The following is a 13,122-nucleotide window of genomic DNA, read 5'->3' as shown; positions in this document are numbered from 1 at the left end:
GTTCCGCCTCTGGGAAGCAATGGTTGTGGCTGTTACCAAAGTTGTACCGTACCTACTCTTGGTGACCGTGAACCAGCAGCGAGTCCCGCGAAAGCGGACATATCTCATGTGCTCGCCCGAGCACTTCGCGGTCGAGTACGCCATCAACCCGTGGATGGACGTGACCGCCCCGGTCGACGCCGAGCTGGCGGTCAAGCAGTGGGACCGCCTGCGCGAGACCCTGGTCGGTCTCGGCCACGAGGTGCACCTGCTCACTCCCGAGCGCGGGCTGCCGGACATGGTCTTCGCCGCGAACGGCGCGTTCGTGGTGGACGGCACGGTTTACGGCGCCCAGTTCAAGCACGAGCAGCGGCACGCCGAGGCCGCCGCGCACCGGGCGTTCTACGAGGCGAACGGCTGGCGGTTCATCGCGCCGAGCGAGACCAACGAGGGCGAGGGCGACTTCGCCTACCTGCCGGAGGCGCACGGCGGGCTGATCCTCGCCGGGCACGGCTTCCGCACCGAGACGGCCGCGCACGCCGAGGCGCAGGAGGCGCTCGCCCGTCCGGTGGTCTCGCTGCGCCTGGTCGACCCGCGCTTCTACCACCTGGACGTGGCGCTCGCCTCGATCGACGACGAGAACGTCGTCTACTACCCGGGCGCCTTCTCGGCGGCCAGCCAGCGGGTGCTCACCCAGCTCTTCCCGGACGCGGTGATCGCCGACGACGAGGACGCCCTGGCCTTCGGTCTCAACCTGGTCAGCGACGGGCTGAACGTGGTGCTGAACAGCGAGGCGACCCGGCTGGCCGGCAAGCTCAAGGCGTCCGGCTACCACCCGGTTCCGGTGGAGCTGGCCGAGCTGAAGAAGGGCGGCGGCAGCGTGAAGTGCTGCATCGCCGAGCTGCGCCACTGACGCACGGGAACGGGCGGTCTCCCCGAGGGGAGGCCGCCCGTTTCGCGTACGCGGGGGAGGATCAGCCGAGCGTGGCCAGCTCGCTCATCACGACGTTGGAGAGCAGCCGGCCGTCGAGCTGCACCTTGCGCAGGTACCACTTCTGCTGCGGCGTACGCGGCTGGTTGAACTGCCAGGCGCCGCGCGGGCTGTCGATCTGGCCGATCTTGCCGAGCGCCAGGTTGACCTGCTGCGGGGTCGGGTTGCCGCCGACGAGCCGGATCGCCTTGTCCAGCACCTGCGCGGCGTCGTACGAGGCCATCGCGAAGGTGGTCGGCGAGGCGTTGTGCGCCTTGCGGTACGCCGAGGCGAACACCCGGTTGGCCGTGTTGTTGAGGTCGGCCGAGTAGTTCAGCGCGGTCTCGATGCCGTACTTCTGGATCAGCGCCCGCTCCTCGCCCTTCTCCCCGTCGTCGAGCTGGCTGAGCACGGTGCCCTCGGTGAGGAAGCCCGGCGCGTAGATCGGGCCCCGGTAGCCCTGGGCGTAGAGCTGCTTGATGAACTGCACGGCCTGCACCCCGGAGTAGTGGCAGAAGACCGCGTCGGGGGCGGGGCGCCGGCCCAGGGCCTTGATGATCGGGTCGGCGTAGGCGTTCTTGCCGGGGTTGGGGTAGTCGGGGGTGAAGATCGGATCCCCGGTCAGCCGCCGGCCGGCCTGCTCGTACCCGTTCCGGAGGCCGTCGATGACGTCCCGGCTGCTCTGGCCCTGGGTGCCGAAGATGGCGATGGTGCTGGACGCGTCGAGGGTCTGCCGCAGGTACTGCCCGAGCGCCTCGCCCGGCTCGTTCAGCACGTACGAGGTGCGCCAGATGTAGACGACGCTCTGGAGGCTGATGGGGGAGGCGTTGGAGCCGATCAGCGGCACCCGCGCCTGCTCCACGGCGTCGCGGATGCCGGACATCACGACGGAGCTGACCACGCCGGTGAGCGCCAGCACGCCCTCCTTGAGCAGCTTGTCGACGGCGGCCTGGCCGGTCTTCGCGGTGTCGCCCTCCTCGGCCGGCACCACCGTCACCGGGTGGCCGCCGAGCTGCCCGTCGTTGAGGGCGAGGAAGAGTTGGAACCCGTTGGTGATCTCGTCACCGATGACCTTGTTCGGGCCGCTGCCCGGAACGATCAGACCGATCTTGATCGGGCTGCCGGGCTGGGCCTCCTCCGCGGTGTCGGTACCGGAGCCGCAGCCCGCCGCCAGTCCGGTGGTACCCAGCGCGGCCAGCAGTTGTAGCGCCCGCCTGCGGTTCATCTGCGACACCGATTTCCTTCCCGATGGAGCGGCCAGGGTGCAACGCCCCTTCGGCGTTCTACCTGCTTGGCGACGCTGCGTCAATGCCCTGAAGATCATCGTGCAGGGACCGCAATGCGGTGACCACCTGCGGCCAGGCGGCAGAGTCCGGTGCGATCAGCCCGAAATGTTCGCATTGGGGCAGCTCAACCAGCGTAGCGGGGCTGCCGACGGCCCGAGCCGCCGCCACCCAGGAGCGGCTGAGGGCGACCGGAACCTGCTCATCCAGCGTCCCGTGCATGACTACTGTGCGTGTTTGGATCGGCACCAACGACGATGGATCGCTCGCCGCGTACCGGTCGGGGAACTCGGCCGGGCCACCGCCGAGCAGCGCGGCCACCGCGCCGGAGTCCAGGTCCAGCCGGTACGCCTCGGCGAGGTCCGCGACCGGCGCCAGCGCCAGCACGCCGCCGACCGTGCTCGGGGCCTGCGCGGCCACGTACAGGGCCAGGTGCCCGCCCGCCGAGTGACCGACCAGGATCGGTGGGGCGGCCGCCACGAGCCCGGGCAGCGCGGCCGCGGCCAGCCCGGGCAGCGCCGCCACCCCGGCCAGGACGTCGGTGAGGGTGTGCGGCCAGCCCCCGCCCGGCTGGCCGGTGCGCCGGTACTCGACCTGGGCGACCGGGTGGCCGAGCGCGGCCAGCGCCGCCGCCATCGGACCGGTGTGGGTGCGGTCGTACTCGGCCCGCCAGAATCCGCCGTGCACCACGACCACCAGCCGCCGGGGCGGTCCGTCGCCGGCCGGCCGGCGCAGATCGGCACACTGGTCCGGGTGGTCGCCGTAGGCGACGGTGGCGTCCGGCGGCGGGGCCGGCCGGGTCAGCACGTCGCGCGGGTCTGCGGGCATGAGGGCGACGGTAGCGCGCCCCGGCCGGGTGGTTCCGCGCCGGCAGCCGGTCCGGGCGCGTGCGCGTGGTGGGGGTGGGTAAAGATGGGTCCCATGACCGAAGCGCGCTCCGCCGGACAGGACGACGAACAGGGCAACGATGGCATCCCCGGCACCGTGGTGGTGGTCGGGCCGGACGGCCGGCCGGTCGGCACCGTCCAGACCGACGAGGGCCAGGGGGAGGATCCGACCCGCCTGGTCGAGCAGCCCGCCAAGGTGATGCGGATCGGCAGCATGATCAAGCAGCTGCTGGAGGAGGTCAAGGCGGCCCCGCTGGACGACGCCAGCCGGCACCGGATGCGCGAGATCCACGAGCGCTCGATCGTCGAGCTGAAGGAGGGCCTCGCCCCCGAGCTGCGCGAGGAGCTGGAGCGGATCTCGCTGCCCTTCACCGAGGACCAGGCGCCCAGCGAGGGCGAGCTGCGGATCGCCCACGCCCAGCTGGTGGGCTGGCTGGAGGGGCTGTTCCACGGCATCCAGGCCGCGCTGGTCGCCCAGCAGATGGCCGCCCGCGTCCAGCTGGAGCAGATGCGCTCCGGCCGGCAGGCGCTGCCCAGCGGCCCGGGCGGGGTGCTGCCGGGCATGCCGGGCATGCCGCAGACCAACGAGGGCCACGCCCCCGGCCAGTACCTCTGACCCACGCCGGCGAACGCTGGCCGGCCGGCACACCCCGCCGGCCAGCACGCCCGGCCGGTCAGGCCACCCCGAAGACCTGCTCCAGGTACGCGGCCACGCCGTCCTCGGTGTTCGCGCCGGCCACCTCGTCGGCGATCGCCAGGACGGCCGGGTGCGCGTTGGCGACCGCCACCGCCCGGCCGGCCCAGGTCAGCATCGGCACGTCGTTCGGCATGTCACCGAAGGCCAGCACGTCGCGCTCGTCGATGCCGAGCCGCGCGGCGTACCAGGCCAGGCCGGCCGCCTTGGTCACCCCGGCGGCGGAGATCTCCACGAGCCCGCTGTACGACGAGTGGGTCGCCTCGGCCAGCCCCTGGAGGGCGCCGGCCACCACCCGGACGAACAAGTCGGGGTCCTGCTCGCCGGCCCGGGCCAGCAGCTTCACCGCCGGCACGGCGAGCAGTTCCTCCGGCGACTCGATGGCGCGGATCGCCTCGGCGTCCGCGTCCCAGCGCAGCGGGTAGTGCGCCTCGTGCCGCATCTGCCGGCTGTCCACGATCTCCACGGCGAAGCTCACGTCGGGCACCGCGGCCCGCAGCCGCCGGGCCACCTCGGCCAGCAGTTCCGGGGCGAGCGGGTCGGCGCGGAGCACCTCGTCGGCGACCGGGTCGTACACGACGGCGCCGTTCGCGCAGATCGCCGGCAGCGGCTCGGCGAGCTGGTCGTACACGAGCTGGAGCCAGCGGATGGGACGGCCGGTGACCAGCACGACCGGCGTGCCCGCGGCGGAGATCCGGGCCAGCACCCCCGCCGTATGCGGGCTGAGCGTCCGGTCGTCCCGGAGCAGCGTGCCGTCGATGTCGGTCGCGACGAGCCGAGGTGCCTCTCCCATCACCGGGACAGTAGTCGGTCCAGGTAGACCGCGACGCCGTCGTCGTCGTTGCGCAGGGTGATCTCGTCGGCCGCGGCGCGCACGTCCGGGTGTGCGTTGGCCACCGCCACCCGGCCCCAGCCGGCCCAGCCGAACATCGGCAGGTCGTTCGGCTGGTCGCCGAAGACCAGCACCTCGGCCGGGTCGACGCCGAGCCGCTCGGCGACCACGGTGAGCCCGGTGGACTTGTCCACCCCGGGCGGGCAGATCTCGACGAAGCCGAGCCCCGCCTGGGTGAGCGTGGCCAGCTCGGCCGGGACGATCCGGCGGGCCACCGCCAGCAGCTCGTCCACGTGGTGGTCGGCGGTCCGCGCGAACGCCTTGAGCACGTCGCCGGACAGGCACTCGGCGCGGCTGCGCGCCTCGAACCGGTCCTGGTACGGCCAGCTCGGGTGGTAGTCGCCCCAGAGCGGCGCGTCGTGCTCGTCGGACGCCTCCACCATCACGGTGAGCGGGCCGACGGCGGCCTCCAGGTCGGCCAGGAGCCGGGCCAGCACCGCGCCGGGGAGGCGTTCGTCACGCAGCACCAGCGGTCCCGCCGGGTCGCTCTGGTCGACCACCCGACCCCCGCCGGCCATCACCAGGAAATCGGCGGCGCGGATGTCGTTGCGGGTCAGCTCGGTGAGGCGCGGCCCCCGGCCGGTGGCGCCGACCACCGGGATTCCCGCGGCCCGCACCCGGTCCAGCACCTCGTGGGTGTACGCGGAGACGGTCTCGTCGCTGCGGACGAGCGTGCCGTCGAGGTCGGTGGCGATCAGCTTGGGCAGTCCCGGGCGGGTCATGGTTCCTCCTTCGCCCGCCGCCGTCGCGTCGGCCGTCCAGGTCCTCGGTGCCGCGGCCACCGGACGGCGGGCAGCAACCGTATCTCGCGGAACGGGTCGCAACCATGGCTTTTCGGCGAATCGGACACCAACCCGCGGGGGCCGTCCGGTGTCCTCAGGACGGCCGGTCCGGCGCGGCGGCGCGCGGGCGGTTCCGGGCGGTCCGGAGGCGGCCGGAGGCCCCCCGGCCGCGCCCGATCAGCGGGGCGGTTCGGGGTGGGCGAAGGGCGTCGTGGGCTGGACGCTCAGGTCCGCCGGCGCGGATGGCAGCTCGTCCTCGGTCGCCCGGCGCCGGCCCCGGCCGGGCCGGCCGTCCGCAGGCCGGGTGGCCGGCTCCGCCCCGGGCTCGTCCGCCCGGTCGGCCGGCTCGGCGCCGGCCCGGCCGGACAGGTGCAGCGCGGCGGCCAGCAGCAGGGTGGCCAGGAAGGCGGTGACCAGGCCCCGCCCGTGCTCCACCTGGAACCGCTGTTCGGTGGGGAAGAAGAGGGCGCGCTGGCCCAGCTCCTGGAGCGAGAAGGCGGTCGCGGTCAGCACGGCGAGCAGGGCCGCCGCGATGCCGAGGCCGGCGAGCCGGGCGTGCTGCCGCACCGCCGGGGCACCGCGCAGCGCCAGGGCCACGGCGGCGGCCAGGCCGAGCAGCCCCACCAGGTACGCCACGCCGAAGCCGCCGATCTCCGCCACCCCGCTCGGCAGCCGGAGCGGGCTGTTCGCCGGCGGGTCGTCGTTCGGCACGGTCATCACCAGCCACTCCCCGATGAGGGAGGCGACCGCGGCCACCGCGCCGAGCCCGGTGAGCACCGGCGGGAGGCGGTGGTCGCGGCCCAGGCCGGCCAGGCTCCGCCCGACCCGGCCGGACGGGGCCGGTTCGGCGTCGCCCCACTCCACCACTGTGGTGCCGTCGGACCGGTTGTCCTGCCGGGGGATGGGGAGATCCTGGGACATGGGCCACCCTTCCCGTACGCGGGCCTGCGTCGAATCATGACACAGCCGGCACCGGTGACAGGGGACCGCAAGCGCGCGGCCCGGTGCGGGGCGGGCCGCTTTCGGTTAGCGTCGGTGCCATGCCTATCCGTACCGCTTCCGCTCGTTGGCAGGGCAACCTCACCGAGGGGTCCGGCACCGTCCGCACCGGCAAGGGCGGCCTGACCGGCAACTACTCCTTCAAGTCCCGCTTCGAGGAGGGCGAGGGCACCAACCCCGAGGAGTTGATCGGCGCCGCGCACGCCAGCTGCTTCTCGATGGCCCTCTCCAAGCAGCTCGCCGACGCGGGCGCCACCGACACGACGGTGGAGACCACCGCCAAGGTCCACTTCGACAAGACCGACGCGGGCATGACCGTGACCCGGATCGACCTGGAGACCGTCGGCCAGGCTCCGAGCCTGGACGAGGCTGAGTTCACCAAGCTGGCCGAGGCGGCCAAGGAGAACTGCCCGATCTCCCGGCTGCTCTCCCCGGGCGCGCAGATCACGCTGAACGCCCGCCTGGCCTGACCACGCGCGACACGGCGAGGGTGCCCCGTCGGGCGCCCTTGCCGTGCTGTGTGCCGATCGTGAAGGGGTGACCGGGCGGCGTGGCCGTGCAGATGAGCCGGGAGCGGTTCGAGGAGCTCGTCGGCGAGGCGCTCGACGAGGTGCCCGAGGAGTTGCTCGGGCTGATGAGCAACGTGGTCATCCTGGTCGAGGACGACCCGCCGCCCGGCGAGGACCTGCTCGGGCTCTACGAGGGGCACGCGCTCACGTCGCGGGGCTGGGACTACGCCGGTGTGCTGCCCGACCGCATCCTCATCTTCCGGAACCCCATCCTGGCGATCTGCGACACCGAGGACGACGTCGTGGACGAGGTGGCGGTGACGGTGGTGCACGAGATCGCCCATCACTTCGGCATCGACGACGACCGACTGCACGCCCTCGGCTGGGGCTGACCGGGTCCGCGTCGCGCCCCGCTCGGCCGATCCCCGCTGTTGCGCGGGTCCCCTAACCTCCGGTGCAGGCACACCCCGATGCAGGAGGAAACCCATGCGCAGCGCGCTGTTCTCCGCGGAGAACCTTGAGAAGGAGTCCCAGCAGCCGGGCATGCGGCTGCAGAACTCCAAGATGCTGAAGATCGAGCTGAACGGCGAGGCCATGGCCCGGGTCGGGTCCATGGTCGCGTACCAGGGTCAGGTGCAGTTCCAGGCGCTCGGCTCCGGCGGCATCGGCAAGTTCATCAAGCAGCGGCTCACCGGTGAGGGCGTGCCGCTGATGAAGCTGTCCGGCCGGGGCGACGTCTTCCTCGCCGAGCTGGCGAAGGACGTGCACATCATCGACCTGGAGCCCGGCGACGCCCTGTCGATCAACGGGTCCAGCGTGCTGGCCTTCGACTCCACCCTGCAGTACGACATCAAGATGGTCGGCGGCGCCGGGATGGCGTCCTCGTCCGGCCTGTTCAACTGCGTCTTCACCGGCTACGGCCGGATCGCGATCACCACCAAGGGCACCCCGGTCGTGCTCAACGTCGACCAGCCCACCTACGTCGACCCGCAGGCCGCGGTCTGCTGGTCGGCCAACCTCCAGACCGGCTACCACCGGGCCGAGCAGCTCGGCCTGGGCACGCTGCTCGGCCGCAGCACCGGCGAGGCGTTCACGATGAGCTTCGCCGGGCAGGGCTTCGTCGTGGTCCAGCCCTCGGAGGAGCCTCCGGTGCAGGGCAGCGGCGCTCAGCAGCAGCAGGGCGGCCTGCTCGGCGGCCTGCTGCAGTGACCGTCCGGTGGGCGGGGCGCCCGTTCGGACGCCCTGCCCACCGTCAGTTCAGCTCGCCGGCGCGCAGCCGGGACAGCCAGGCCGCCGCGTCCGCGTAGTCGGCGTCGGAGAGGCCGGCCGGCGCGGGGACCGGCCGGTCGCTCGCCGCCGGGTTCCAGCGGTGCCGGGGGTACGAGCCGAGGAAGCGCACGTCGGCGCAGACCCGGCGCAGCCCCTGCAACGCCTCGCCGAGGCGTACGTCGGCGACGTGCCCGGTGCAGTCGAGGAAGAACACGTACCGGCCGAGCGCCTCGCCGGTCGGGCGGGACTCGATCCGGCTCAGGTTCACCCCGCGGGTGGCGAACTCCGTGAGCACCGACAGCAGCGCGCCGACCCGGTCGTGCGCGATGTAGACGGCCAGCGAGGTGACGTCGTCGCCGGTCGGCGGCGGGGGCGGGCCGGGGCGGGAGACCAGCGCGAACCGGGTGACCGCGTCCGGGTGGTCGGCGATCTTGTCGGCGAGCACGGTCAGCCGGTGCCGGGTGGCGCCGATCGGGGCGCAGATGGCGGCGTCGTACTCCCCGCTCGCGGCGCCCGCCGCGGCGGCGCCGTTGGAGAGCACGTCGACCACGGTGGCGTCGGGCAGGTGGTCGCGGAGCCAGCCCCGGCACTGGGTGGACGCCTGCGGGTGGGCGGCCACGCTGCGCACCTCGGCCAGCGCGATCCCGGTGCGGGCGGCGAGCACGAACTCGACCGGCAGGATCACCTCGCGGGTGATCACCAGCGGCTCCCCCTCGGCCAGCTCGTCCAGGGTCACCCCGACCGCGCCGCCGATGGAGTTCTCCAGCGGCACGAGCGCCGCGTCCGCCTCCCCGGCCCGTACGGCGTCCAGCGCCTCGCCGACGCTGCGCGCCGGCGTCCGGTCACCCCGCTCGGCGGCGGGGACGGTGCGCAGCGCCTGCTCGGCGAAGGTGCCCTCGGGACCGAGGTAGACGAAGCGGGTCGGCGGTGTTCCCGGCATGTCGACCAGACTACGCACCCGGGGTGCCGTCGCAGGCCAGGGTCCGGATGCCGGACGGGGCGGCGGCGCGTACCTCCACGCCGCACACGTCCGTGCCGGCGGTCACCAGCTCCAGCGCGGCGGGCCGGCCCCGGGTGACCACCTGGAGCTCCTCGTGCCCGCTCACCGCCAGCACCGTGTACTGCCAGTCCTCCGCGCAGAGCGGCCCGCTCCGCACCGTGACCCGGAGGTCCCGGGGCAGCACCCGGGCCGAACCGCGCAGCAGGGCGACCACCCGGTCGCCGGAGGGGCCGGACCGGCACGGCGTGGCGGTCGGGTCCGGCGGCGGTGCCGTGCGGGCCGGCCGGGTCGGGGTCGCCGGTGCGGCCGGCGTCGGGCTGGCGGTGGAGGTGGCGGAGGCGGTCGGCGCGGTGGTCGCGGACGCGGTGGGGTGGCGCAGCTCGGGCGGCGCCCCGCAGCCGGCGAGGGCGAGCAGGGCGGCCAGCGCCACCGGGAGGTGTCGGCGGGCGGGGCGGGGCGGGGTGCAGGGCACGGGTCGATCCTCGGCATCGAGGGACGTCGTCACGGCCGGGCGGCCGAGCCCATCGTAGGAGGATCACCCGATCGGGTGAAGGTCACTTGTGGACCCGGTGCCCGGCGCGCTCCAGCGCGCTGGTCGCCTCGGCCAGCCGCACGGTGGGCACCAGCACGTGGTCGGTGTCGTACGTGGAGAAGGCCACCACGTCGACCCGGGCCCGGGTGAGCGGGTCGACCAGGGCGGCGAGGGTGCCGGTGACCGCCGCGTCCAGCGGGCCGACCAGCCGCAGGCAGCGCCACTCGGTCTCCACGTCCGCCCCGGCGGGCGCCCGTTCGGCGGGGCAGATCACCGAGACGCCGTCGGCGGTCCAGCTCACCGTCACCACGTCGCGCCCGGCCAGCGCGCCCCAGAGCCGTGGGGGCAGCACGGTGCCGGCCGACAGGCGGCACACGGCGTACTCGCCCGGCAACAGAGCGACATCGAGCATGAGGGCACCCTACGGCCTCGGCGCGGCGGGGCCCCAGCACCGCCCGGTGCGGCGATCGCCACACGTCGTCGCAGGTCAGACGGCTGAGAAGAAGGTGAGTGAGCCGGCCACCTCGCCGTCGGTGAGCACCGGCGTGGAGATGGCGTCCACCGTCGTGCCGGCGTCGGCGCCGGGCCCCTGGACCCGGAGCAGGCCCCGGGCCAGCCGGCCGGAGAGCAGCGCGAGCAGCGGCGGGATCTTGTCGGTCTCCTGCTCGGTCAGCTCGCTCGGGCTGGCGGTGAAGTCGACCAGGCGCAGGCCGCCCTCCAGCAGCGGCCGGCCGATGACGTCCTCGGGGGCGCCGAGGCAGAGCAGGTCGCAGCCGGACGAGGAGATCGCCACCACGGTGGTGTCGGCGTCGATGAGCAGGCAGGGCTCGGCGGCCCGGGAGACCGTGCCGGACCACTGCCCGAAGTTGTCGGACTCCTGCTCGGTCGGTGTCCCCGCCGCGGGCACGAACACTTCCGAGAGCGAGAGTTCGACGTGGGCCACCGCGCCTCCTATGTACACCGACGGTCTGTCCACGCTAGCCGGTCGTCTCGGCGGCCGCCCGACCGCGCTGCGTCCGGTCACCGGAGCCGCACGAATATCCGAGCGCTCGAAGGGGACCGGGGACAGGGGTCGGTGCGACGGGTGCCCGGTGTCGGGCGGCCGGCGACGGCGCGGGCCGACGGACCAACGGGGCGGAGCCGCGGACCGCGTGGCGTCGCCGGAGACGTTACCGGCGGGCGGCCCGCTTGTCAGCGGCCGTTCGGCCCTCCTCGTACCACCGGTAGTCGGCGGCTGGACGGTACGTGCCGTTGAGCCACGTCGACGGGGCCTGGGCGACACGGGAGAGCTTCTCGGCGGTGGCCGGACTGATCCGGTTGCCGCCCGCCACGAGCAGGCGGTCCAGCTCCCGGTGGGTGGCCATGAGGCAGTCCTTGGGCAGGCCGTAGACGCTGATGACCCCGGAGCCGACGAAGGTCAGCACGGGGGTCACCGGGATCGGCAGGCCGACGGCGTCGGAGAGGGCCTTGGCGGCCCGCTTGGCGTCGCGGCGGGCCTCGGCCACATAGGGCGGACGCTTGCCGTTGATCTGCACGACGTCGCCCGCGACGAGCACCCGGGCCCGGCCGTGGTCGGCGACGGTGACCGCGAAGAGCCCGCTCGGCCCGATGGCGAGGAAACCGGCCCGCTCGTCCTGGGTGCGGTCGAGGAGCACGTCCGCGGCGTCCGTGCGGGGCCACTCGATGACGTGCCAGGCGGGGCCGAGGTGGTCGAGTTGGCCGAGGGCGCGGGCCCCGGCCGCCTCCAACCTGCGGGCACCCCGCTCGGCCCGGCGGCGGCGGGCCCACTCCAGCGGAGTGGGTCGGGCCGGCTCGAGCACCGAAGTGGACTCGACCCGGGGATGCGGCACCGAGACGGGCGGCAGTGCCCGGGTCGGTACGGCTCGGCGAGCGGGAAAGACAGTCATCGCGACCTCCGGCAAAAGGTCTCTCGAAGTTATGTCTCCACTACCCTACGTTGCGCACCCCGGTGCTCGGCAAGTTGGAGCGCCGGAATGAGTGCGGATGAATGCCATATTCATTCACACTTCTTTTCCCGGATGGTGCGGAAGCCTGCCCTACGCTGCGAAGGTGACCCACTACGTGGACAGCGAGGTCGCTCGGCTCGGCACGGTGCTGCTGCACCGCCCGGGGCCGGAACTCGCCCGCCTCACCCCACGCAACAACGACTCCCTGCTGTTCGACGCTATCCCATGGGTGGGCAGGGCGCAGGAGGAGCACGACGCCTTCGCGGCGGCCCTGCGGTCCCGCGGGGTGGAGGTGCTCTACCTGGCCACCCTGCTGGCCGAGACCCTCGCCGTGCCGGACGCGCGGGCCGAGCTGACCGACCTGGTGCTCCGCTCGCCCCGGCTGGGCGACACCCTGCGCCGCCGGGTCGCCGACCACCTCACCTACCTCGACCCGGCCGCACTGGCCGACGTGTTCGTGGCCGGGCTCGCCCACGAGGAGGTGCGGATCGGCCCGGACCGTCCCGGCGGTCTGGTCTGGACGCTGATGGACCGGCACGACTTCGTCATCGACCCGCTGCCCAACCTGCTCTTCACCCGCGACTCGTCGGTCTGGATCGGGGACCGGGTCGGTGTGACCAGCCTGGCCATGCCGGCCCGCCGCCGCGAGACCACGCTCACCGACGCGATCTACCGCTACCACCCGCGATTCGTCGGCACCGAGTTCGTCTACCACCCCGAGCTGGAGCACCTGGAGGGCGGGGACGTGCTGCTGCTCGCGCCGGGGGTGCTCGCCGTCGGCGTGGGCGAGCGGACCACGCCGGCCGGCGCGGAGCGGCTGGCCCGGCAGGTCTTCGCCGCCCGGCTCGCGCACACCATCCTGGTGGTGCCGATCGCCCAGGAGCGGGCCACCATGCACCTGGACACGGTCTGCACGATGGTCGACGTCGACGCCGTGCTGATGTACCCGAACATCGCCAGCGAGCTGTCCGCGTACACGGTCATCGCCGGCACGGACGGCGAGGATCCGCGGGTCGACGGCCCGGCGCCGTTCCTGCGGGCCGCCGCCGACGCCATGGACCTCGACCAGCTGCGGGTGATCGACACCGGTCTCGACCCGGTCACCGCCGAACGGGAGCAGTGGGACGACGGCAACAACACCCTCGCCCTGGCGCCGCGCCTCTGCGTCGGTTATGAGCGGAACGTGGAGACCAACGCCCAGCTGGAGCGGGCCGGCATCGAGGTCATCGCCATCGCCGGATCGGAGCTGGGCTCCGGCCGGGGCGGACCGCGCTGCATGTCCTGCCCGCTGGTCCGCGAACCGCTGCGCCGCTGAACGGCGACGGGCCCCGGCCGGTGACCGGGGCCCGCGGCGACGAT

16 protein-coding genes are annotated in these 13,122 nt (G+C 73.6%); 6 read left to right on the top strand and 10 right to left on the bottom strand.

Going from position 1 to position 13,122, the window contains the following annotated elements; translation table 11 throughout:
• Positions 1-58 precede the first annotated feature (58 nt).
• Positions 59-892: a dimethylargininase gene (ddaH, locus tag NLX85_RS30980; protein WP_374628682.1), complete on the top strand. Its 834-nt coding sequence runs from the start codon at positions 59-61 to the stop codon at positions 890-892.
• 61 nt (positions 893-953) lie between these two features.
• Here ddaH and NLX85_RS30975 read toward each other — a convergent pair whose 3' ends face one another.
• Both NLX85_RS30975 and NLX85_RS30970 read right to left on the bottom strand, forming a co-directional pair.
• Positions 954-2,183, bottom strand: a complete 1,230-nt coding sequence (locus tag NLX85_RS30975; protein ID WP_254341167.1) for an ABC transporter substrate-binding protein — start codon at positions 2,181-2,183, stop codon at positions 954-956.
• 49 nt (positions 2,184-2,232) lie between these two features.
• The gene (locus NLX85_RS30970) at positions 2,233-3,060 is read right to left on the bottom strand and encodes a S9 family peptidase (protein WP_254341165.1); all 828 of its coding nucleotides are present in this window, start codon (positions 3,058-3,060) and stop codon (positions 2,233-2,235) included.
• Between the two features lie 84 nt (positions 3,061-3,144).
• Between NLX85_RS30970 and NLX85_RS30965 the strand changes: the two genes are divergently transcribed.
• Entirely contained in the window at positions 3,145-3,735 is a 591-nt protein-coding gene (locus tag NLX85_RS30965) for a bacterial proteasome activator family protein (protein WP_091316424.1), read from the top strand.
• A 58-nt stretch (positions 3,736-3,793) separates the two neighbouring features.
• Here NLX85_RS30965 and NLX85_RS30960 read toward each other — a convergent pair whose 3' ends face one another.
• The 3 genes from NLX85_RS30960 to NLX85_RS30950 form a co-directional block, all read right to left on the bottom strand.
• On the bottom strand, positions 3,794-4,606 hold the full coding sequence (locus NLX85_RS30960; protein WP_254341163.1) for an HAD family hydrolase: 813 nt from the start codon (positions 4,604-4,606) through the stop codon (positions 3,794-3,796).
• Positions 4,606-5,427 carry an HAD family hydrolase gene (locus NLX85_RS30955; protein WP_254341161.1) on the bottom strand — a complete coding sequence of 274 codons (822 nt, stop codon included), beginning with the start codon at positions 5,425-5,427 and terminating at the stop codon, positions 4,606-4,608. Before NLX85_RS30955 ends, NLX85_RS30960 begins: the two co-directional genes overlap by 1 nt.
• 237 nt (positions 5,428-5,664) lie before the next feature.
• Positions 5,665-6,408, bottom strand: a complete 744-nt coding sequence (locus NLX85_RS30950) for a hypothetical protein (protein WP_254341159.1) — start codon at positions 6,406-6,408, stop codon at positions 5,665-5,667.
• 119 nt (positions 6,409-6,527) lie between these two features.
• On the opposite strand from NLX85_RS30950, the gene NLX85_RS30945 reads away from it, so the two are divergent.
• From NLX85_RS30945 to NLX85_RS30935, 3 genes are all read left to right on the top strand, one after another.
• Positions 6,528-6,956, top strand: coding sequence for an OsmC family protein (locus NLX85_RS30945; RefSeq protein WP_254341157.1), 429 nt, complete (start codon positions 6,528-6,530; stop codon positions 6,954-6,956).
• A gap of 86 nt (positions 6,957-7,042) precedes the next feature.
• Positions 7,043-7,387, top strand: coding sequence for a metallopeptidase family protein (locus NLX85_RS30940; RefSeq protein ID WP_189197572.1), 345 nt, complete (start codon positions 7,043-7,045; stop codon positions 7,385-7,387).
• Positions 7,388-7,481: 94 nt separating this feature from the next.
• Positions 7,482-8,204: an AIM24 family protein gene (locus NLX85_RS30935; protein ID WP_212839030.1), complete on the top strand. Its 723-nt coding sequence runs from the start codon at positions 7,482-7,484 to the stop codon at positions 8,202-8,204.
• A 43-nt stretch (positions 8,205-8,247) separates the two neighbouring features.
• Here the strand turns inward: NLX85_RS30935 and pheA are convergent, their stop codons facing one another.
• The 5 genes from pheA to NLX85_RS30910 form a co-directional block, all read right to left on the bottom strand.
• Positions 8,248-9,204, bottom strand: a complete 957-nt coding sequence (pheA, locus tag NLX85_RS30930; RefSeq protein WP_254341155.1) for a prephenate dehydratase — start codon at positions 9,202-9,204, stop codon at positions 8,248-8,250.
• A gap of 10 nt (positions 9,205-9,214) precedes the next feature.
• Positions 9,215-9,736, bottom strand: coding sequence for a hypothetical protein (locus NLX85_RS30925; RefSeq protein WP_254341154.1), 522 nt, complete (start codon positions 9,734-9,736; stop codon positions 9,215-9,217).
• An 82-nt stretch (positions 9,737-9,818) separates the two neighbouring features.
• Positions 9,819-10,208, bottom strand: a complete 390-nt coding sequence (locus NLX85_RS30920; protein WP_254341151.1) for an ACT domain-containing protein — start codon at positions 10,206-10,208, stop codon at positions 9,819-9,821.
• Positions 10,209-10,283: 75 nt separating this feature from the next.
• Positions 10,284-10,739, bottom strand: coding sequence for a hypothetical protein (locus NLX85_RS30915; RefSeq protein ID WP_254341150.1), 456 nt, complete (start codon positions 10,737-10,739; stop codon positions 10,284-10,286).
• A 226-nt stretch (positions 10,740-10,965) separates the two neighbouring features.
• Entirely contained in the window at positions 10,966-11,703 is a 738-nt protein-coding gene (locus tag NLX85_RS30910) for a hypothetical protein (protein WP_091316449.1), read from the bottom strand.
• 163 nt (positions 11,704-11,866) lie between these two features.
• Here NLX85_RS30910 and NLX85_RS30905 point away from each other — a divergent pair, with 163 nt between their 5' ends.
• Positions 11,867-13,078 carry an arginine deiminase gene (locus NLX85_RS30905; protein WP_254341148.1) on the top strand — a complete coding sequence of 404 codons (1,212 nt, stop codon included), beginning with the start codon at positions 11,867-11,869 and terminating at the stop codon, positions 13,076-13,078.
• Positions 13,079-13,122 lie beyond the last annotated feature (44 nt).

Origin of the sequence: Micromonospora sp. A3M-1-15, from assembly GCF_024213425.1 — a bacterium.
Lineage (GTDB): Bacteria > Actinomycetota > Actinomycetes > Mycobacteriales > Micromonosporaceae > Micromonospora > Micromonospora chersina.
The sequence above is the reverse complement of the archived record's forward strand: the minus strand, read 5'-3'. Positions and strand labels throughout refer to the sequence as shown.

Bases quoted from the DNA above. Each gene is read 5' to 3' on its own strand.
- NLX85_RS30910 (WP_091316449.1), bottom strand. From the start codon at position 11,703: ATGACTGTCTTTCCCGCTCGCCGAGCCGTACCGACCCGGGCACTGCCG.
- pheA (WP_254341155.1), bottom strand. From the start codon at position 9,204: ATGCCGGGAACACCGCCGACCCGCTTCGTCTACCTCGGTCCCGAGGGC.
- NLX85_RS30960 (WP_254341163.1), bottom strand. From the start codon at position 4,606: ATGGGAGAGGCACCTCGGCTCGTCGCGACCGACATCGACGGCACGCTG.
- NLX85_RS30955 (WP_254341161.1), bottom strand. From the start codon at position 5,427: ATGACCCGCCCGGGACTGCCCAAGCTGATCGCCACCGACCTCGACGGC.
- NLX85_RS30935 (WP_212839030.1), top strand. From the start codon at position 7,482: ATGCGCAGCGCGCTGTTCTCCGCGGAGAACCTTGAGAAGGAGTCCCAG.
- NLX85_RS30965 (WP_091316424.1), top strand. From the start codon at position 3,145: ATGGGTCCCATGACCGAAGCGCGCTCCGCCGGACAGGACGACGAACAG.
- NLX85_RS30970 (WP_254341165.1), bottom strand. From the start codon at position 3,060: ATGCCCGCAGACCCGCGCGACGTGCTGACCCGGCCGGCCCCGCCGCCG.
- NLX85_RS30945 (WP_254341157.1), top strand. From the start codon at position 6,528: ATGCCTATCCGTACCGCTTCCGCTCGTTGGCAGGGCAACCTCACCGAG.
- NLX85_RS30950 (WP_254341159.1), bottom strand. From the start codon at position 6,408: ATGTCCCAGGATCTCCCCATCCCCCGGCAGGACAACCGGTCCGACGGC.
- NLX85_RS30920 (WP_254341151.1), bottom strand. From the start codon at position 10,208: ATGCTCGATGTCGCTCTGTTGCCGGGCGAGTACGCCGTGTGCCGCCTG.